The organism is Sivoneniella epilithica UHCC 1019 (genome assembly GCF_040830845.1).
GTDB lineage: Bacteria > Cyanobacteriota > Cyanobacteriia > Leptolyngbyales > Leptolyngbyaceae > ULC077BIN1.
This window is the reverse complement of record NZ_JBFPDP010000001.1, coordinates 205,195-222,004: the sequence shown is the minus strand read 5'-3', so window position 1 is coordinate 222,004 and position 16,810 is coordinate 205,195. Positions and strand designations below refer to the sequence as shown.

25 protein-coding genes are annotated in these 16,810 nt (G+C 46.0%); 24 read left to right on the top strand and 1 reads right to left on the bottom strand.

The genetic code is table 11. The annotated features are described in order from the left end of the window. From rplN to AB3R30_RS00975, 24 genes are all read left to right on the top strand, one after another. The gene (gene rplN / locus AB3R30_RS01090) at positions 1 to 366 is read left to right on the top strand and encodes a 50S ribosomal protein L14 (RefSeq protein WP_458647283.1); all 366 of its coding nucleotides are present in this window, start codon (positions 1 to 3) and stop codon (positions 364 to 366) included. Further along, positions 366 to 710 (top strand): 50S ribosomal protein L24, encoded by a 345-nt coding sequence (gene rplX / locus AB3R30_RS01085; protein ID WP_458647282.1) that lies wholly within the window; start codon positions 366 to 368, stop codon positions 708 to 710. The genes rplN and rplX overlap by 1 nt, the downstream gene beginning before the upstream one ends. Positions 711 to 761: 51 nt before the next feature. Continuing rightward, positions 762 to 1,307, top strand: a complete 546-nt coding sequence (gene rplE, locus AB3R30_RS01080) for a 50S ribosomal protein L5 (RefSeq protein WP_458647281.1) — start codon at positions 762 to 764, stop codon at positions 1,305 to 1,307. A gap of 23 nt (positions 1,308 to 1,330) precedes the next feature. Then, entirely contained in the window at positions 1,331 to 1,732 is a 402-nt protein-coding gene (rpsH, locus tag AB3R30_RS01075) for a 30S ribosomal protein S8 (protein ID WP_458647280.1), read from the top strand. 61 nt (positions 1,733 to 1,793) lie between these two features. Then, a complete protein-coding gene (gene rplF, locus AB3R30_RS01070) occupies positions 1,794 to 2,333 on the top strand; it encodes a 50S ribosomal protein L6 (RefSeq protein WP_458647279.1) in 540 nt (179 codons plus the stop codon). Between the two features lie 2 nt (positions 2,334 to 2,335). Next, the gene (rplR, locus tag AB3R30_RS01065; protein WP_458647278.1) at positions 2,336 to 2,698 is read left to right on the top strand and encodes a 50S ribosomal protein L18; all 363 of its coding nucleotides are present in this window, start codon (positions 2,336 to 2,338) and stop codon (positions 2,696 to 2,698) included. 12 nt (positions 2,699 to 2,710) lie between these two features. After that, positions 2,711 to 3,232: a 30S ribosomal protein S5 gene (gene rpsE / locus AB3R30_RS01060; protein ID WP_171573234.1), complete on the top strand. Its 522-nt coding sequence runs from the start codon at positions 2,711 to 2,713 to the stop codon at positions 3,230 to 3,232. 84 nt (positions 3,233 to 3,316) lie between these two features. Then, entirely contained in the window at positions 3,317 to 3,769 is a 453-nt protein-coding gene (rplO, locus tag AB3R30_RS01055) for a 50S ribosomal protein L15 (RefSeq protein WP_458647277.1), read from the top strand. Positions 3,770 to 3,866: 97 nt separating this feature from the next. After that, a complete protein-coding gene (secY, locus tag AB3R30_RS01050; protein ID WP_458647276.1) occupies positions 3,867 to 5,261 on the top strand; it encodes a preprotein translocase subunit SecY in 1,395 nt (464 codons plus the stop codon). Continuing rightward, complete coding sequence (locus AB3R30_RS01045) at positions 5,261 to 5,824, top strand: adenylate kinase (protein WP_458647275.1); 564 nt, start codon at positions 5,261 to 5,263, stop codon at positions 5,822 to 5,824. The genes secY and AB3R30_RS01045 overlap by 1 nt, the downstream gene beginning before the upstream one ends. Before the next feature lie 161 nt (positions 5,825 to 5,985). Next, a complete protein-coding gene (infA, locus tag AB3R30_RS01040; protein WP_009767978.1) occupies positions 5,986 to 6,213 on the top strand; it encodes a translation initiation factor IF-1 in 228 nt (75 codons plus the stop codon). A gap of 95 nt (positions 6,214 to 6,308) precedes the next feature. Then, entirely contained in the window at positions 6,309 to 6,422 is a 114-nt protein-coding gene (gene rpmJ / locus AB3R30_RS01035; RefSeq protein ID WP_171573238.1) for a 50S ribosomal protein L36, read from the top strand. An 81-nt stretch (positions 6,423 to 6,503) separates the two neighbouring features. Then, positions 6,504 to 6,887, top strand: coding sequence for a 30S ribosomal protein S13 (gene rpsM / locus AB3R30_RS01030; protein ID WP_458647274.1), 384 nt, complete (start codon positions 6,504 to 6,506; stop codon positions 6,885 to 6,887). A 143-nt stretch (positions 6,888 to 7,030) separates the two neighbouring features. Then, entirely contained in the window at positions 7,031 to 7,426 is a 396-nt protein-coding gene (gene rpsK, locus AB3R30_RS01025; RefSeq protein ID WP_458647273.1) for a 30S ribosomal protein S11, read from the top strand. A gap of 135 nt (positions 7,427 to 7,561) precedes the next feature. After that, positions 7,562 to 8,512 carry a DNA-directed RNA polymerase subunit alpha gene (locus AB3R30_RS01020; protein WP_458647272.1) on the top strand — a complete coding sequence of 317 codons (951 nt, stop codon included), beginning with the start codon at positions 7,562 to 7,564 and terminating at the stop codon, positions 8,510 to 8,512. A gap of 69 nt (positions 8,513 to 8,581) precedes the next feature. Beyond that, positions 8,582 to 8,932, top strand: coding sequence for a 50S ribosomal protein L17 (gene rplQ, locus AB3R30_RS01015; RefSeq protein WP_458647271.1), 351 nt, complete (start codon positions 8,582 to 8,584; stop codon positions 8,930 to 8,932). 18 nt (positions 8,933 to 8,950) lie between these two features. Further along, positions 8,951 to 9,802 (top strand): tRNA pseudouridine(38-40) synthase TruA, encoded by an 852-nt coding sequence (gene truA, locus AB3R30_RS01010; RefSeq protein ID WP_458647270.1) that lies wholly within the window; start codon positions 8,951 to 8,953, stop codon positions 9,800 to 9,802. A gap of 55 nt (positions 9,803 to 9,857) precedes the next feature. Continuing rightward, on the top strand, positions 9,858 to 10,313 hold the full coding sequence (gene rplM / locus AB3R30_RS01005) for a 50S ribosomal protein L13 (protein WP_458647269.1): 456 nt from the start codon (positions 9,858 to 9,860) through the stop codon (positions 10,311 to 10,313). Beyond that, positions 10,313 to 10,720: a 30S ribosomal protein S9 gene (gene rpsI / locus AB3R30_RS01000; RefSeq protein ID WP_171573245.1), complete on the top strand. Its 408-nt coding sequence runs from the start codon at positions 10,313 to 10,315 to the stop codon at positions 10,718 to 10,720. The genes rplM and rpsI overlap by 1 nt, the downstream gene beginning before the upstream one ends. Positions 10,721 to 10,813: 93 nt before the next feature. Further along, positions 10,814 to 11,062, top strand: coding sequence for a 50S ribosomal protein L31 (gene rpmE, locus AB3R30_RS00995; RefSeq protein WP_458647268.1), 249 nt, complete (start codon positions 10,814 to 10,816; stop codon positions 11,060 to 11,062). Between the two features lie 90 nt (positions 11,063 to 11,152). Continuing rightward, on the top strand, positions 11,153 to 12,265 hold the full coding sequence (gene prfA / locus AB3R30_RS00990; protein ID WP_458647267.1) for a peptide chain release factor 1: 1,113 nt from the start codon (positions 11,153 to 11,155) through the stop codon (positions 12,263 to 12,265). 4 nt (positions 12,266 to 12,269) lie between these two features. Then, a complete protein-coding gene (locus AB3R30_RS00985; RefSeq protein ID WP_458647266.1) occupies positions 12,270 to 13,055 on the top strand; it encodes a photosystem II S4 domain protein in 786 nt (261 codons plus the stop codon). Between the two features lie 263 nt (positions 13,056 to 13,318). Further along, positions 13,319 to 14,707, top strand: a complete 1,389-nt coding sequence (locus AB3R30_RS00980; RefSeq protein WP_458647265.1) for an HlyD family secretion protein — start codon at positions 13,319 to 13,321, stop codon at positions 14,705 to 14,707. 9 nt (positions 14,708 to 14,716) lie between these two features. After that, positions 14,717 to 15,982, top strand: a complete 1,266-nt coding sequence (locus tag AB3R30_RS00975; RefSeq protein WP_458647264.1) for an ABC transporter permease — start codon at positions 14,717 to 14,719, stop codon at positions 15,980 to 15,982. A gap of 4 nt (positions 15,983 to 15,986) precedes the next feature. Here AB3R30_RS00975 and AB3R30_RS00970 read toward each other — a convergent pair whose 3' ends face one another. Continuing rightward, positions 15,987 to 16,643 carry a response regulator transcription factor gene (locus tag AB3R30_RS00970; RefSeq protein WP_458647263.1) on the bottom strand — a complete coding sequence of 219 codons (657 nt, stop codon included), beginning with the start codon at positions 16,641 to 16,643 and terminating at the stop codon, positions 15,987 to 15,989. Positions 16,644 to 16,810 lie beyond the last annotated feature (167 nt).

The window sequence follows — 16,810 nt, the reverse complement described above, 5'->3', positions numbered from 1 at the left end:
ATGATTCAGCCGCAAACCTATCTCAACGTCGCAGACAATAGTGGTGCCCGTAAGTTAATGTGCATCCGCGTTTTAGGGGGTCGCCGTCGGTATGCAGGTATTGGTGACATCGTTGTTGCGGTGGTCAAAGACGCGATTCCTAACATGGCGGTCAAAAAATCCGATGTGGTAACCGCAGTAATTGTTCGAACCCGTCATACCTTACGTCGTAATAATGGTATGAGTATTCGGTTTGATGATAATGCTGCTGTACTAATCAACAAAGATAAGAACCCTCGTGGAACACGTGTTTTTGGTCCTGTTGCGCGTGAACTGCGCGATAAGGAGTTTACTAAAATCGTTTCTTTGGCTCCGGAGGTGCTGTAATGGCAAAGACTAAAGCAGTTGTTCGCTACAAAATGCATGTTAAGAAAGGAGATACGGTTCAAGTTATCTCTGGAAAGGATAAAGGAAAGATTGGAGAAATTTTGCAAACCTTACAAAAGGAAAGCAAAGTTCTGGTTAAAGGGGTGAACTTTCGGACGAAGCATGTGAAACCTCAACAAGAAGGCGAATCTGGGCAAATAGTTACCAGTGAAGCACCCATCCACAGTTCCAATGTCATGATCTACTCTGAAAAGCAAAAAGTTGCTAGTCGCATTTGCTATAGCTTTGATGCCGATGGTCGCAAAGTGCGAATGCTGAAAAAAACTGGAGAAATCATTGATTAACTTTATTTATCTTCCTGACAAAGCCCAGGAATTTTAAGGACACTGACTCATATGCCACAGAAAATTAAAGTTCGCTATCAGCAAGAAATTGTTCCGAAGCTAACCGAACAGTTTGGTTACACAAACCTTCACCAGGTTCCCAAATTGGTCAAGGTTACCTTGAACCGTGGGTTAGGCGAAGCGGCTCAAAATGCTAAAGCTTTGGAAGCATCATTGGTTGAGATTGGGATCATTACTGGGCAAAAGCCTGTTGTTACTCGCGCTAAGAAAGCGATCGCCGGTTTTAAACTGCGTCAGGGGATGCCAGTCGGTATTATGGTTACTCTCCGATCGGATCGGATGTATGCATTTTTAGATCGGTTTATTAATCTTGCTCTACCTCGAATCCGAGATTTTAGAGGAATTAGCCCAAAAAGTTTTGATGGGCGCGGGAACTATACTTTGGGAATTCGCGAGCAGCTTATCTTTCCAGAAATCGAGTATGACAGCATTGATCAAATTCGTGGGATGGATATTTCCATCATCACAACAGCAAACACCGATGAGGAGGGTCGAGCCTTGTTAAAAGAGTTTGGTATGCCCTTCCGGGACAACTAAGGCAGGTTTATCAAAGGAATACTATGGCGGTAAACGACACGATTTCAGATATGTTGACGCGGATTCGTAATGCGAATCTTGCACGTCACCAAACCACCGAAGTCCCATCCACAAAGATGACTCGCAACATTGCCAAAGTCCTCAAGGATGAAGGTTTCATCACTGAATATGAAGAAACTGGCGAAGGGATTAAGAAGAACTTAGTTCTTTCCTTAAAGTACAAGGGCAAAAGTAGACGACCCATCATCAATTCCTTAAAGCGAATCAGTAAGCCAGGTTTTCGAGTTTACTCAAACCGAAATGATTTACCTCGCGTTTTAGGTGGCATCGGTATTGCCATCATTTCAACTTCAAGCGGTATTATGACCGACCGTGAAGCCCGTCGGCAGGGCTTAGGTGGTGAAGTCCTCTGCTACGTTTGGTAGTTTCCTTGAGGATAAAATCATCAGATCGTTTCAGCGATCGCAGTAGTAGGAGTAGGCAGTTATGTCACGTATAGGTAAGCGTCCAATCAATATTCCCGGCAAAGTGACGGTCGCGATCGACGGTCAGTCTGTCACGGTTAAGGGTCCCAAAGGCGAATTATCTCGCACCTTGCCCGCCGAGGTTGAGATCTTGCAGGAAGGAGAGACCGTTCTCGTTAAACAGCGTGATGATTCACGCACAGCACGCCAGCGCCATGGTCTTAGCCGAACCCTAATTTCTAATATGGTTGAAGGTGTCTCCCAAGGCTTTCAACGCAGACTAGAGATTATTGGTGTGGGATACAGGGCACAAGTGCAAGGTCAAAATTTGACCCTTAACATGGGATACAGTCATCCAGTTCAAATAGAACCCCCAAGCGGCATTCAATTTGCTGTAGAAGGCACTACAAATGTGCTAGTTAGCGGTATTGATAAAGAAATTGTGGGCAACACAGCAGCGCGGATTCGCGCCGTTCGTCCTCCTGAACCTTATAAAGGCAAGGGGATTCGCTATGCGGGAGAAGTTGTTAAGCGTAAAGCGGGTAAGGCAGGTAAGAAGTAATTATGAAAACAAGTCGCAGAGAGTCAACTCGTCGTCGCCATTCGCGTGTGCGTCGTAAAGTACTTGGAACATCAGAGCGTCCTCGGCTAGCTGTTTTTCGCTCTAACCAGCATATTTATGCTCAGCTAATTGATGATACCCAGCATCATACGCTAGCATCTGCTTCCACAATAGACTCAAATCTGAAGGAAGATCTAGAGACAGGATCAAACTGTAGTGCTTCGGCTCAGGTTGGAAAACTAATTGCTGAGCGTTCCCTTGAAAAAGGAATCAAACAAGTAGTATTTGATCGAGGTGGTAATCTTTATCACGGTCGTGTCAAAGCTTTGGCTGAGGCTGCCCGTGAAGCCGGACTGGAATTTTAAGGAATAATCATTATGGCGAAGGGTCGTAAGAATACGAAAAGCCGCGAAAAGGAAACCGATTGGCAAGAACGAGTTGTCCAAATTCGTCGTGTCACGAAGGTTGTCAAAGGTGGCAAAAAACTCAGCTTTCGGGCGATCGTTGTTGTTGGCAATGAACGTGGACAAGTTGGAGTTGGAGTTGGCAAAGCAGCGGATGTAATTGGAGCCGTTAAGAAAGGAGTAGCAGATGGTAAAAAGCATCTTGTTGAAGTTCCTTTAACCAAAAATAATTCTATTCCTCATCCCACCACAGGTCAGGGGGGAGGAGCAAAAGTAATGATGCGTCCTGCGGCTCCTGGTACCGGAGTAATTGCCGGAGGCGCAGTTAGAACTGTGCTTGAGCTAGCAGGCGTTAAGAATATTTTGGCTAAGCAGCTTGGTTCTGATAATCCTCTTAATAATGCAAGAGCAGCCGTGGATGCGCTTGGCACTTTGAGAACATTTGCTGAAGTTGCTGAGGAAAGAGGTATTTCCATTGAGAACTTATACGCCTAATCAGAGTTAGTTACATTAGCTTTCATCTGATTTAGTAGTAATAGTAAATTTCTAATGACTTGATCTTGAATGAGAGTATTAACCATGAGACTTTACGATATAGCGCCCCAGCCAGGTTCCAAACGCCGCCGCCGTCGTGTTGGTCGGGGAATTGCGGCTGGGCAAGGTGCAAGTTGTGGCTTTGGTATGCGGGGTCAAAAGTCTCGGTCGGGTCGTCCAACTCGTCCTGGTTTTGAAGGTGGACAAACTCCTCTGTACCGTCGTCTACCAAAGCTGAAGCACTTTACACTAGTAAATCCTAAAAACTTTACTATTATTAACGTGGGTGCATTATCAGTGCTTGCAGCAAATACTGAAGTGACTTTGGAGTCTTTGCTCGAATCTGGAATTCTAACCACTGATGATGGACCGCTAAAAATATTGGGCGATGGAGAGCTAACGGTTGCTTTGACGGTGAAAGCTGCTGCCTTTACAAAGTCCGCTCGCGCTAAAATTGAGACGGCAAAGGGAACCTGCAAAATTCTAGGTGATGAATAGTTCATCTTAAAAATTTTTGATGTGCTTCTTAGTAATTTCCTTTTGGAATTGCAGTGGCATACCTGCTACGGAAAGTATGTGTTAGGAGAGTTTTCCCATGGTTGTTAACCGAGACAAAGCACCCAGTGCACAGGAAACGTTTTCTCAGATGGCGCAAGCGGCTGGATTGCGGGGGCGTGTCTTGCTGACCATCGGGATGTTGATCCTAGTGCGCTTGGGTATTTTTCTACCCATTCCTGATATTGACCGAGCTGCATTTGCACAGAGCGTTCAGAATAACCCTGTAGTCAGTTTCTTGGATATTTTTTCAGGGGGCGGGTTATCTGCGCTTGGTATTTTCGCGCTCGGCATTTTACCTTATATTAATGCGTCCATTATTTTGCAGCTTTTAACGACTGCGCTTCCTTCCTTAGAAAATCTTCAGAAGAATGAGGGAGAAGCTGGACGGCGCAAGATTTCTCAAATTACTCGCTATGTAGCGCTGGGTTGGGCAATTATCCAGAGTATAGGACTCGCTTGGTGGGTGATTAATAGCGGTGCAGCAAGAGTAGGTGGAGAATTAATTCTTGCTCAGCGGACTTCTAATGGGTTTTCGTTTGCAACGCAAGCGGGTGTGTCTATCAGTCCTACAGCATTAATTCCATTCATTGCGTCTACTGCGCTGGCTTTAACGGCTGGTTCTATGCTGGTGATGTGGATTGGTGAGCTAATTACTGAGCGTGGCATTGGTAATGGAGCTTCTTTATTAATTGTTATTAGCATTGTTTCTGGATTACCCCGTTCGTTGGGTCAAACTTTGGAATTGGCACAGACCGGCGATCGCGGCTTAGTGGGGGGCGTAATTATGCTCCTTATTGTTTTTCTAGTCATGATCGTAGGGATTGTCTTTGTTCAAGAAGGAACCCGACGCATTCCTATCATTTCGGCTCGCCGCCAAGTGGGGCGCAAAACCTATCTTGAGCGCAGTAGCTACTTACCGCTTCGATTAAACTCTAGCGGTGTAATGCCTATCATCTTTGCTTCTGCCATTCTTTTCTTACCAATTTACCTAGCTGAATTTACTAAAAACCCTTTTTTAGGTCAGGTTGCGAACTACTTAAGTCCCAATGGGCAAGCTCCCTGGGTCTATGTGATTTTTTATCTTCTGCTCATCGTTTTCTTTAGTTACTTCTGGACATCATTGACGATTAATCCTGTCGATTTATCTCAGAATTTGAAAAAGATGGGAGCCAGCATTCCGGGTATTCGTCCAGGAAAAGCAACTAGTGATTACATTGAGCGTGTGTTAAATCGGTTGACCTTTCTAGGTGCAATCTTTTTAGGTTTAGTTGCGATCGTTCCAACAGCAGTTGAAAGTGCAACTCGCGTGACGACGTTTCAGGGTTTTGGAGCAACGTCCCTTTTGATTGTAGTTGGTGTAGCAATTGATACTGCAAAGCAAATTCAAACTTACGTAATCTCCCAGCGTTATGAAGGAATGGTGAACCAATAGTGCCTCGATTAATCTTTCTAGGTGCTCCTGGAGCAGGCAAAGGAACTCAGGCAAATTTGATAGCGGATCTTTATAAAATCCCTCATATATCTACAGGAGATATTCTCCGAGCCGCTGTTGCCAATCAGACTTCTTTAGGTCTCCAAGCAAAGTCATATATGGCTAATGGTGATTTGGTGCCTGATCAACTGGTAGTTGCACTGATTCAAGAGCGATTAAGTAATTCTGATGCTCAAGCGGGTTGGATCTTAGATGGGTTTCCACGTAATGTGGCTCAAGCAGAATTTTTAGACTCCCTCCTGGATGAGATCGATCAAGTCTGCGATTATGTTGTGAACTTGGAGGTTCCTGATAATGTTCTAGCTCATCGGATGCTGGAGAGGGGAAGGACGGATGATACAGAGGAAGTGATTCTTAATCGATTAAAGGTCTATCGAGAGCAAACTTCTCCTTTAATTGATTTTTATTTAAACCGTAAGAAACTTGCTGTTGTGAACGGTAATCAACTTATGGATGGCGTTACAGCAGAATTAAAGAATCTCATCAAAAGTGAAGGTGAATAATGCTTGGAAAAGCCTTTTAAGCATTTCGCCAGGAATAACTCCACTAGGCGTTTCACTTGTCTTTTGAAGAGAGTTTTTGTTAGATAGTCTAGACTCAAGATGGAATGACTAATTTTTAGATGTTAATTAGTCATTATCTTAACTAAAGCAGGAGAGTTCAATTGTCGAAGCAAGATTTAATCGAAATGGAAGGCACGGTCACCGAATCCCTTCCCAATGCGATGTTTCGTGTTGATTTGGACAATGGGTTTAATGTATTAGCCCATATTTCAGGAAAAATTCGGCGAAATTACATCAAGATTCTACCGGGCGATCGCGTAAAAGTAGAGTTAACTCCCTACGACCTAACCAAGGGGCGAATCACTTACCGTTTGCGTAATAAAAAATAACGTCATGTTGCACAATCGGCACATAAAACGCAAATCAATTGACAATTGCACTAGTATTTTGCTAATATATTGAGTTTGTAGCGCTGCTAAGAGAGATGAAAGTTCGAGCATCAGTTCGTAAGATTTGTGAGAAGTGTCGTGTCATTCGTCGTAAAGGGCGAGTCATGGTTATCTGTCCTAACCCGAAGCATAAGCAACGTCAAGGTTAGAGGCTGATAGTTTTATCTCGCCTCTATGAGGTTGAGAGTTTAAGTTCAGTAAGGTTAGTTTAATCAGTAGGGGAGAATAGCGTGGCACGGATTGCCGGAGTAGACCTACCTCGAGACAAGCGAATAGAGATTGGTCTTACCTATATTTATGGGATTGGACTTACTCGTTCTCAATCAGTCTTAAAGGTAACTGGAGTAAACCCTGACACTCGCGTTAAAGATTTGAGTGATGCAGAAGTTGCTGCTTTAAGAGCCGAGGTTGAGGGTAGCTATCAAATAGAAGGGGACTTGCGCCGATTAGAGGCGATGAATATTAAGCGTCTTATGGACATTGGTTCCTACAGAGGTCGCCGTCATCGCTTAGGATTGCCAGTCCGAGGACAAAGAACCCGTACCAATGCGCGAACTCGTCGAGGTGGTCGTCGTACTGTGGCCGGTAAGAAAAAAGCACCTAGTAAGAAATAATTTTCAAGGTTTTTTACTGCTCGTGCGATCAACTCACCTGCAAAAAACAGCTTCACAATGCCAACTCTGGGCAGAATGTAAATCGTTACTGCCCTAACAGCATGACAAGTATTCACTAGTTAGGTTGACATAGGAATTAGGAAATGCCACCAAGACAACAAAAACGCACTGGTTCGCGTAAACAGAAGAAAAACATTCCAAGCGGTGTTGCCTACATTCAATCTACTTTTAATAACACTATTGTCACGATCGCTGATCCTAACGGTGAGGTAGTCTCTTGGGCATCAGCAGGCTCTAGTGGATTTAAAGGCGCTAAGAAAGGGACTCCGTTTGCGGCTCAGACAGCAGCAGAAAATGCTGCCCGACGTGCGGCTGATCAAGGAATGCGCCAACTTGAAGTGATGGTTAGTGGTCCTGGTGCAGGGCGTGAAACTGCCATCAGAGCGCTTCAGGGGGCAGGGTTAGAAATTACTTTGATTCGTGATGTCACGCCTATTCCTCACAATGGTTGCCGTCCTCCCAAGCGCCGTCGAGTTTAGCCGTGCTGTTTTCAACAGTTAGGTTTTATGAGACTAGCTTAAGTTTATTCACGAGGTTGGTTATTACGCCGGGTTTCAGTGAACCAAGATTTACAAAGGAATTAACCTTCATAGTTTAGAAGGAGAGGACGCTCAGTGGCACACTTTCAAGTTGAATGCATTGAATCAAAGATTGAAAAGGATTATAGCCAGATTAGCCGATTTGTAATTGAACCGCTGGAGCGAGGACAAGGCACAACTCTTGGTAATGCTTTGCGGCGTGTGTTGCTATCCAATCTTGAAGGAGCAGCAATCACGGCTGTGCGGATTGCAGGGGTTAGTCATGAGTTTGCAACCGTTCCTGGTGTGCGAGAAGATGTGCTTGATATCCTTCTAAACATGAAGAAGGTTGTACTCAAGACTTATTCTTCTCAACCTCAAATTGGGCGGCTGTTTATTCAAGGTCCCGCAACTGTTACAGCCGAACAGTTTGAGCTTCCTTCTGATGTAGAACTAGTCGATCCAGACCAGTACATTGCAACTCTTTCACCGGGGTCTGTTCTAGAAATGGAATTCCGAGTCGAGAAAGGGAAGGGCTACCGAGGTGTTGATAAAAGTCGGGACGAAACCGCTGCACTAGACTTTCTTCAAATCGACTCGATATTCATGCCTGTTCGCAAGGTGAATTATTCAGTCGAAGATGCACGAATTGGTGAAGCGGTTGAAAAGGATCGTCTGGTCATGGAGGTTTGGACTAACGGTAGCCTGACTCCCCAAGAAGCGCTAAGTCAAGCGGCAAACATTTTAGTGGACTTATTTAATCCATTAAAGGAGATCACGTTTGAGCCGACCGAAAAGGATGATGCTGAAGACAATGATCCAACGAATCAGATTCCGATTGAGGAATTGCAGCTTTCGGTGCGTGCGTACAACTGCTTAAAACGCGCTCAAATTAATTCTGTTGCAGATCTGCTTGATTACACTCAGGAAGATTTGTTAGAGATTAAGAATTTTGGACAAAAATCTGCCGAAGAGGTCGTTGAAGCCTTGCAACAGCGTTTAGGAATTACCCTACCTCAAGAAAAATCGTCTAAAAACAATCATTAATAGAAGTTTTCCAAAGAATCTTTTATTAATATCCAAGCTGAGTAGTAATCGTTATTCATTCATAGTCCTATGCGTCATCGTTGTAATGTCCCTTTGCTGGGGAAACCTGCTGATCAGCGTAAGGCTCTTTTAAGAGCGCTAACGACTGAACTCATTCGGAATGGTCGAATTAAAACAACTAAAGTTCGCGCCCAAGCGGTTCGATCTGAAGCCGAACGGATGATTACGTTGGCAAAAGATGGCTCCTTAACTGCTAGACGGCAAGCCCTTGGCTATATCTATGACAAGCAGCTAGTTCATGCTTTATTTGAGCAAGCTACTGATCGCTATGGCGATCGCCAAGGTGGATATACCCGCATCATCCGAACGGTTCATCGCCGGGGTGACAATGCTGAAATGGCATTTATTGAGTTGATCTGATTGTTGTAAGTGTGCAATATGATTTCTGTTGATTTACAGCCAACTCAACGCATTGCCCTAGTTATTCAATACTTGGGCACGCATTTTCATGGGTGGCAGTGGCAGCCAAATCATCGCACAATACAGGAAGAAATTGAGTTGGCGTTGCAAAGCGTCCTAAATTGCCCAGTTCGTATTCACGGTGCAGGGCGAACGGATGCTGGGGTACATGCAGCCGCGCAAGTTGCCCATTTTAATGCACCCGTCACAATTCCAGCTCATCGGTGGACCAATATTTTAAATGCTCGATTGCCAAAAGATATTTTGATTCGAGCTTCGGCAGCAGTGTCTGATGATTGGCATGCTCGATTCTCAGCGCTTTGGCGGCGGTATCGCTATTTGCTCTATACCGATGCTCATCCAAATTTATTTGTTCGTCCTTTCTGTTGGCATTATTACCATGAGCCGCTCAATGAAACTTGGATTCAAGAAGCTCTAGATCCTTTGATTGGTCATCATCATTTAGCTGCATTTCATCGAGCCGGATCTAAACGTCCTCACTCTTGGGTCGATGTTCAAGCCGCTAAATGCGATCGCCAAGGTGCTTTTATTTCAATTGAGGTGCAGGCAAGTGGTTTTTTGTACGGGATGATGCGGTTATTAGTCGGATTATTGGTTCAGGTTGGTCAGGGAATGCGATCGCCTAGTAGTTTTACAACCTTATGGACTGCGGAACGGCGAGAAGAAGTGAAATATTCAGCACCTGCCCAAGGCTTATGTCTTTTACGAGTAGGGTATACTGAGTTTCCGTTTCCTCCTGAAATCTGGTTCGATGCCCAGCCATCTTTTGGATTTTCGTCGCTCTCCGAAATTTCTAATATAGCCACTTAGCGATTAGCCACTTAACAAGCAGTCTTCTTTATTACCTCTTTTACAGGTGACCCCCATGAACAAAACCTATCTCCCTCCTGTCGATACTCTTGAACGCAAATGGTATGTTATCGATGCAACCGATCAGCGGCTAGGTCGCCTTGCCAGTGAAGTTGCAAGAGTACTGCGCGGCAAAAATAAGCCAACTTACACTCCCTTTATGGATACTGGCGATTTTGTCATCATTATCAACGCTGAAAAGATTGGCGTGACGGGTAAAAAGCGAACTCAGAAGCTCTATCGTCGTCATTCCGGTCGCCCAGGCGGCATGAAAACGGAAACATTTGCTAAATTGCAAGCTCGTGTTCCAGAACGGATTATTGAGCAAGCCATCAAAGGAATGTTGCCCAAAAATACTTTAGGACGGCAGCTTTTCACCAAACTCAATGTCTACGCGGGATCGGATCATCCCCATCAGGCTCAAAAACCTGAAATTCTTGAAATTAATACCATTCCAGGAGAAGAGTCATAATGCAAGCTACAGAAGGGCGGGTTGTATATATGGGAACAGGTCGTCGCAAATCGGCAGTTGCACGAGTGCGCCTAGTTCCTGGAAATGGGCAACTTACGATTAACGGGAAGCCTGGTGACCTTTATCTCCAGTTCAATCCGGAATATCTGTCAGCGACCAAAGCTCCTTTAGAAACCCTTGGACTAGAAGGGGAGTATGACATTTTGGTAAATGCTCATGGTGGAGGTTTGACTGGACAAGCAGATGCGGTGCGTTTAGGTGTGGCTCGTGCCTTATGCCAGCTTGATCCAGACAATCGTAAACCCTTGAAAACTGAGGGATATCTAACCCGCGATCCGCGTGCGAAAGAACGGAAGAAGTATGGTTTGCGGAAAGCTCGGAAGGCACCTCAATTCTCAAAACGTTAGGGTTTTGGATGCGAGATCTTGTGTATGACGTTATTTGGTTGTCAAACTAAATCGTTAGAATTGATGTAGTTAGGATTATAAAGCGAGCGAGTTATGCCCAAATCAGATATTCATCCCACTTGGTATCCGGAAGCTAAAGTCTATTGCAATGGTGAAGTCATTATGACCGTAGGGTCTACAAAGCCTGAACTCAACGTAGATGTTTGGTCGGGCAATCATCCTTTCTTTACAGGGACTCAAAAACTGATTGATACCGAGGGGAGAGTTGAGCGATTCTTGCGTAAATATGGCATGGTGGACAATACAGAACAAACCCCTGCTGAAAGCGATAAAAAAGCTTAGTCTAGGTAGTACAGCAGTCTACTAGTTTTTACTGCGTGGCTGCTTAGCAAATGTTCATACATCTACTCACCTTGATGAGCAACTCTGTTTATGGCTGAAGCCTACTTGCTTGATAAGCTGCAATCAGTCGAACAAACTTTTAACGAGTTGACTCGACGACTGGCAGATCCTGACGTTGCTAAAGATCCAACTGAATTTCAGAAGGTCGCAAAAACTCGTGCTTCGTTAGAAGAAGTTGTTACGACCTACGGAATTTGGAAAGATACGCAAGCCGCGATCGCTGAAGCACGACAGATCTTAAAGGAGTCGGGCGGCGATTTGGAGCTACAGGAAATGGCATCTTTAGAAGCAGCAGAATTAGAGGAAAAGCTAAATTCGCTAGAAAGTCGTCTTAAGGTGCTGCTGTTACCCACTGACCCCAATGATGATAAGAACATCATGTTGGAAATCCGGGCGGGTACGGGCGGAGACGAAGCGAGTATCTGGGCGGGTGATTTGTTACGGATGTACTCGAAATACGCCGAGGGTCAAGGGTGGCGGGTCAAGCTAGTGAGTGAGTCTCTTGCGGATATGGGAGGCTTTAAGGAAATCATTCTTGAGATTCAGGGCGATCGCGTTTATAGCAAGCTTAAATTTGAGGCAGGAGTTCATCGGGTGCAGCGGGTTCCGGTCACCGAGGCGCAAGGTCGCGTCCACACCTCAACTGCAACAGTGGCAGTAATGCCAGAAGTAGATGATGTAGAAGTTCACATCGATCCAAAAGACATTGAAATGTCCACTATGAGATCGGGTGGTGCAGGTGGACAAAATGTGAACAAGGTGGAAACCGCTGTTGACTTAATGCATAAGCCAACTGGCATTCGGATCAAATGTACGGAAGAGCGATCGCAACTGCAAAACCGGGAGCGTGCTATGCAAATTTTGCGGGCAAAGCTGTATGAACTAAAACTGCAAGAACAGCAAGATGCAGTGAGTTCTGCTCGGAAAATGCAAGTCGGCACCGGTTCACGTTCTGAAAAAATCCGCACTTATAACTATAAAGACAGTCGCGTCACGGATCACCGATTAAATCAAAATTTTTCGCTTCCCCCAATTTTGGAAGGGGATGTGGATACAGTGATCCAAACCTGCATTTCTCAGGATCAGCAAGAGCGCTTAGAATTGCTTGCCGCTGAGAGTAACGGTCAGGCTTCGGCTGTATAGCTGTATGACCATGTTGCCACGGGAAGATCTGCTCAAGCATGTTGAAAACCGCGAAACGATCGCGCGAGTGATTGATCGAGCCGATCAGGCAATCAAAACATGGGAAGTGGTTACTACTGATTTTCTCTCGCCTCCTGAATTAGCGGAGGTTCAAAAGGTTTTTAGCCAACTAACAGAAGTTCATATTGTTGCTTGGGGAGGATATCCTCAAGCAGAACGTCAGCGTTTAGCGATTGCCCGCTCAGACATTTCGCTCGATCCGACTCAGGTTGAACTTGCAGCACTAGAAATTGCTGGAAATTTTTTGTTTGATCCCGCCACTCACCGAGATTTTTTAGGTGCCTTATTGGGAACAGGGATTGTTCGAGATAAGGTGGGCGATATCATTGTTTTGGGAGAAAGAGGCGGACAAGCGATCGCGGTTCCAGAACTGGTCGATTTTCTCACAGCAAGCTTGACTCAGGTACGGTCTGTTCCGGTGAAAACTAGACAGATAGATTTAACCGAACTCAAAATCCGGGAACCCAAAAAGAAAGAACTTGTGACCGTGGAAGCCTCCATGCGATTAGATGCGATCGCTTCCGCAGGGTTTGGCATGTCTCGCAGTAAAATGACTGATCTGATCGCTGCGGGCGATGTGCGGGTTAACTGGAAAGACATCTCAAGTGCCAGTCATGGGATTAAATCAGGCGACTTAATTGCAGTGAGCGGTAAGGGACGAGTTGAAGTGGGCGAAGTTATGATTACTAAAAAAGATCGCTACCGCGTCCAGCTAACCCGCTTTGTTTAGAATTACGAATGAATTCCTAGAACCTGAACCGTTCCTTAGACGCTAAAGTCTAATGGAAAGATGCGTTATGTGGCACTCTGTCCTCTCTTTCTAGAAGATATAGCAACGGATGAATCGGTTGGGACACAAAGATCATTGAGAAATAAGAAATAACGGATGGTTGTTGTCTTGATTTTTCCTGGTACTGCCATAGGTATTTTTCTTATCGGATAGAGGGAGAATCACGGTCAAAATGCTGTTGACCTCATTTAAGGATCAGACTGATGAAAGACCTAAAAAAACTGAGAGTACCCAAGTGGCTGATTACTCTGTTGATATTGGGTCTATTCGCTAGCGGCAGTTATGCACTTTATAACCAGGTCACTGTTGCCAATCCGAGAGAAGGGAGACGGCGCGGCAAAACTTCGACGGTTGAACAAGTCACTTTGCCCGTGACGATCGCAGCAAATGGGACAGTGCAGCCGGAACGCTCGGTGAACGTGAGTCCCAAAACGGCAGGAAAGCTGAAAGAACTGTTGGTGAAAGAAGGCGATCGCGTTGAGCAGGATCAAATTCTTGCCTACATGGATGATTCTAATTTTCAAGGGCAACTCACCCAGGCGAGAGGGCAAGTTGAATCAGCCCAAGCCAATCTCCAACGTCTGCTAGCCGGGAATCGCGCCCAAGACATTGCCCAAGCTCAAGCTCGCGTTCGAGATAGTGAAACCCTGTTGCGGCGAACAGAGCAGACTTTTCAACAGAATCAGCAATTATTTAATACCGGAGCAATTTCGCAACGAGAGCTAAACAATTCCTCGGCGGATCGGGATAGCGCGATCTCCCAACTTGCCCAGAATAAACAAGCGCTTTCCCTCCAGCAGGCAGGGTTTCGCCCTGAAGAGATTGCTCAAGCTCGTGCCCAAGTGACCACCGCTGAGGGTTCCCTGCAAACAGTGCAAACTCAGATTGAGGACACCGTGATTCGTGCGCCATTTAGTGGCGTTGTCACCAAAAAGTTCGCTGATCCCGGAGCCTTTGTCACCCCAACGACTTCTGGAAGTGCCGTCTCTTCTGCCACATCCTCTTCAATTTTGTCTCTGGCTTCTAACAATCAAATTATGGCAAACGTGGCAGAGTCTAATATTGCCCAGATCAAATTAGGACAGCCCGTTGAGATTAAAGTAGATGCCTTTCCTGGCAAAACTTTCACTGGACGGGTGATTCAACTGGCGACCCAATCTACCACTGTGCAAAATGTCACCAGTTTTGAAGTGAAATCTTCTATTGCCGATCCTGCCAAGTTGCTTCGAGCCGGAATGAGTGTGGATGTAGAATTCAAAGTTGGCACGTTGAATAATGTATTGGTGATCCCAACCGTGGCGATCGTGCGGCAAGAAGGAGTCAGTGGAGTGTTGGTAATGGCTGGAGAGAAGGGCGATAAAGGCGATTCCCAGGGGGATTCTCCTTCGGAGACGCGTCGCGAACGTTCCACGAATCGCCGCTCGGAGTTTCGCCCCATTACAACTGGAGTTAGTGTCGCCGATAAAACAGTGGTGCTGTCTGGATTGCAAGTGGGCGATCGCGTCATGCTCAGTTTTCCTTCAGGAGAGCGTCCTCAATCAAGAACACCCTCGGTGCTTCCAGGAATGGGCGGCGGTTCACGACAACGTTAAAAGGATTACATGGTACAGCCTGCTCGAATTCGCCCGACGACCGTTCCTGCGTTTGAAGTGTTGACCATGGCGCTCAACGCCCTCTGGAGTAACCGTTTGCGTACCGCATTAACTATGTTGGGAGTCGTAATTGGCATCGCCTCCGTAATTACCGTCACGTCAGTCGGGCAAGGGGTTCAAAAAGCAACCGAGCAGCAAATTCAAGCCTTGGGGTCGAACGTGATGCTGGTCTTGTCAGGAGTCGCGCGATCGGGGGGCATTAGTCAAGGAAGCGGTTCGGCATCAACCTTAACGTGGGAAGATGCCCAAGCAGTGGCTAGCCAAGCTCCTGCTGCTAAAGCTGTGACTGCGTATCTTCAGCGCCCTACTCAAGTGGTTTATTCGGGGGAAAACACGTCAACCAGCCTTTTGGGAGTCGATTTGAATTATCCAGAGGTCAAGAACATTCATCCTCAAACGGGACAGTTTTTTAGCCAGGATGATTTAGATGCTGCTAAACCCGTGACGGTTTTGGGTAGCAAAGTCCGAGATGACCTATTTGGATCGAGCCGCAGTGCTTTAGGATCCAGTATTCGCATTCAAGGCGGTAGCTATACCGTAATTGGAGTGATGGAGCCGAAAGGGTCAGTGGGTGGACAGGATCAGGACGATCGCGTGTATATCCCCTTGACCAACATGTCGTCTCGTATTGTGGGGAACAACGCGATTAATGGCATTGCCATTAGTGGGTTTTGGCTTCAGGCTGAAGATGATGCTCAACTAGAAGCGGCTCAATTTCAGGTGACCAATCTGCTACGGATTCGGCATAACATCTACCCGCCTCAACCCGATGACTTTCGGCTAAGTAATCAAATTGATATCATCAATGCCTTTGGCAACATTGTTGGATTGTTTACGGTTATGGTGGGAGCGATCGCAGGGATTTCTCTGATTGTCGGCGGGATTGGGATTGCCAACATCATGCTGGTATCGGTGGTGGAGCGCACCCGTGAAATTGGCATCCGGAAAGCGGTCGGAGCAACCAATAGTGCGGTACTTAGCCAGTTTTTGACCGAAGCAATTGTCGTATCAATCATTGGCGGCGCGATCGGAATCGCTTTAGGGATTGGATTAGCCTTTGCTGCCGCTCAACTTTTTCGGTTTCCCTTTGTCCTCTCTCTCTGGGCGATCGCCGCTGGGCTGGCTCTCTCTACGACCGTTGGGTTAATCGCCGGAGTCATTCCCGCTCGCAATGCGGCTCAGCTTGATCCGATCTCCGCTTTGAGAAGCGACTAGAGTTCTACGCTTGTTCTGTACTATTGGGTTTATAGCCGCGCTCAAACGCAAACCGAACCAGTTGAGAACGGTTTTCTAAATCAAGTTTGTTCAAAATATTGCTCAAATGAGTTTGTACGGTGCGGGGACTAACAAACAGGCGATCGCCAATTTGCTTATTGGTTAAGCCCTGCACCACTTCCCAAAACACTTTTTCCTCCGCTGGAGTGAGCGGCAAAGCTGGCGGCACTAAACTTGTTGAGGGTTCTAACTCTGACTTTTGCATCAGTCGCACAATTTCAGAATGAACCCGACGCGATCGCTCCAACTGCGCCTCAATTTTTGCCAGCAGTTCAAGGGGTTCAAAAGGCTTCATCAAATAGTCATCGGCTCCCATGGAATGCCCTTGGATACGGGCTTCTACTTCTCCCTTGCTAGAGAGAAATATAAATGGCACTAATTGCCCAGCACGGGTTGCCCGTAATCGACGGCAAAACTCAAACCCATCCATCTCAGGCATCATCACATCCGACACGATCAGATCAGGCGGATCTGCTTCAACTGCACTCAATGCCTCTGTTGCTGACCCTACACTTTGCACCAGGTAACTCCGCTTTTCTAGATAGCGCGTTAGCGCCATTCGCAAAGTCGTGTCATCATCAACCACGAGTACTCGTTTCATCTGAATTTCCTGTATGACATCATCCGAAAATCATATTCACTGGCAATTTTTGAGCCTGTACTAACAACATTGAAGCAATTGTTTTGCTTGATTTACAGCAGTACGAGAGAAGGTCAAGACAACAACCATCCGTTATCCCTTATTTCCCAAGGATCTTTGTGTCCTAA

Coding starts and splice junctions, on each gene's coding strand:
- rplN (WP_458647283.1), top strand. CDS start 1: ATGATTCAGCCGCAAACCTATCTCAACGTCGCAGACAATAGTGGTGCC.
- rplX (WP_458647282.1), top strand. CDS start 366: ATGGCAAAGACTAAAGCAGTTGTTCGCTACAAAATGCATGTTAAGAAA.
- rplE (WP_458647281.1), top strand. CDS start 762: ATGCCACAGAAAATTAAAGTTCGCTATCAGCAAGAAATTGTTCCGAAG.
- rpsH (WP_458647280.1), top strand. CDS start 1,331: ATGGCGGTAAACGACACGATTTCAGATATGTTGACGCGGATTCGTAAT.
- rplF (WP_458647279.1), top strand. CDS start 1,794: ATGTCACGTATAGGTAAGCGTCCAATCAATATTCCCGGCAAAGTGACG.
- rplR (WP_458647278.1), top strand. CDS start 2,336: ATGAAAACAAGTCGCAGAGAGTCAACTCGTCGTCGCCATTCGCGTGTG.
- rpsE (WP_171573234.1), top strand. CDS start 2,711: ATGGCGAAGGGTCGTAAGAATACGAAAAGCCGCGAAAAGGAAACCGAT.
- rplO (WP_458647277.1), top strand. CDS start 3,317: ATGAGACTTTACGATATAGCGCCCCAGCCAGGTTCCAAACGCCGCCGC.
- secY (WP_458647276.1), top strand. CDS start 3,867: ATGGTTGTTAACCGAGACAAAGCACCCAGTGCACAGGAAACGTTTTCT.
- rpmJ (WP_171573238.1), top strand. CDS start 6,309: ATGAAAGTTCGAGCATCAGTTCGTAAGATTTGTGAGAAGTGTCGTGTC.
- rpsK (WP_458647273.1), top strand. CDS start 7,031: ATGCCACCAAGACAACAAAAACGCACTGGTTCGCGTAAACAGAAGAAA.
- rplQ (WP_458647271.1), top strand. CDS start 8,582: ATGCGTCATCGTTGTAATGTCCCTTTGCTGGGGAAACCTGCTGATCAG.
- truA (WP_458647270.1), top strand. CDS start 8,951: ATGATTTCTGTTGATTTACAGCCAACTCAACGCATTGCCCTAGTTATT.
- rplM (WP_458647269.1), top strand. CDS start 9,858: ATGAACAAAACCTATCTCCCTCCTGTCGATACTCTTGAACGCAAATGG.
- rpsI (WP_171573245.1), top strand. CDS start 10,313: ATGCAAGCTACAGAAGGGCGGGTTGTATATATGGGAACAGGTCGTCGC.
- rpmE (WP_458647268.1), top strand. CDS start 10,814: ATGCCCAAATCAGATATTCATCCCACTTGGTATCCGGAAGCTAAAGTC.
- prfA (WP_458647267.1), top strand. CDS start 11,153: ATGGCTGAAGCCTACTTGCTTGATAAGCTGCAATCAGTCGAACAAACT.
- AB3R30_RS00985 (WP_458647266.1), top strand. CDS start 12,270: ATGACCATGTTGCCACGGGAAGATCTGCTCAAGCATGTTGAAAACCGC.
- AB3R30_RS00980 (WP_458647265.1), top strand. CDS start 13,319: ATGAAAGACCTAAAAAAACTGAGAGTACCCAAGTGGCTGATTACTCTG.
- AB3R30_RS00975 (WP_458647264.1), top strand. CDS start 14,717: ATGGTACAGCCTGCTCGAATTCGCCCGACGACCGTTCCTGCGTTTGAA.
- AB3R30_RS00970 (WP_458647263.1), bottom strand. CDS start 16,643: ATGAAACGAGTACTCGTGGTTGATGATGACACGACTTTGCGAATGGCG.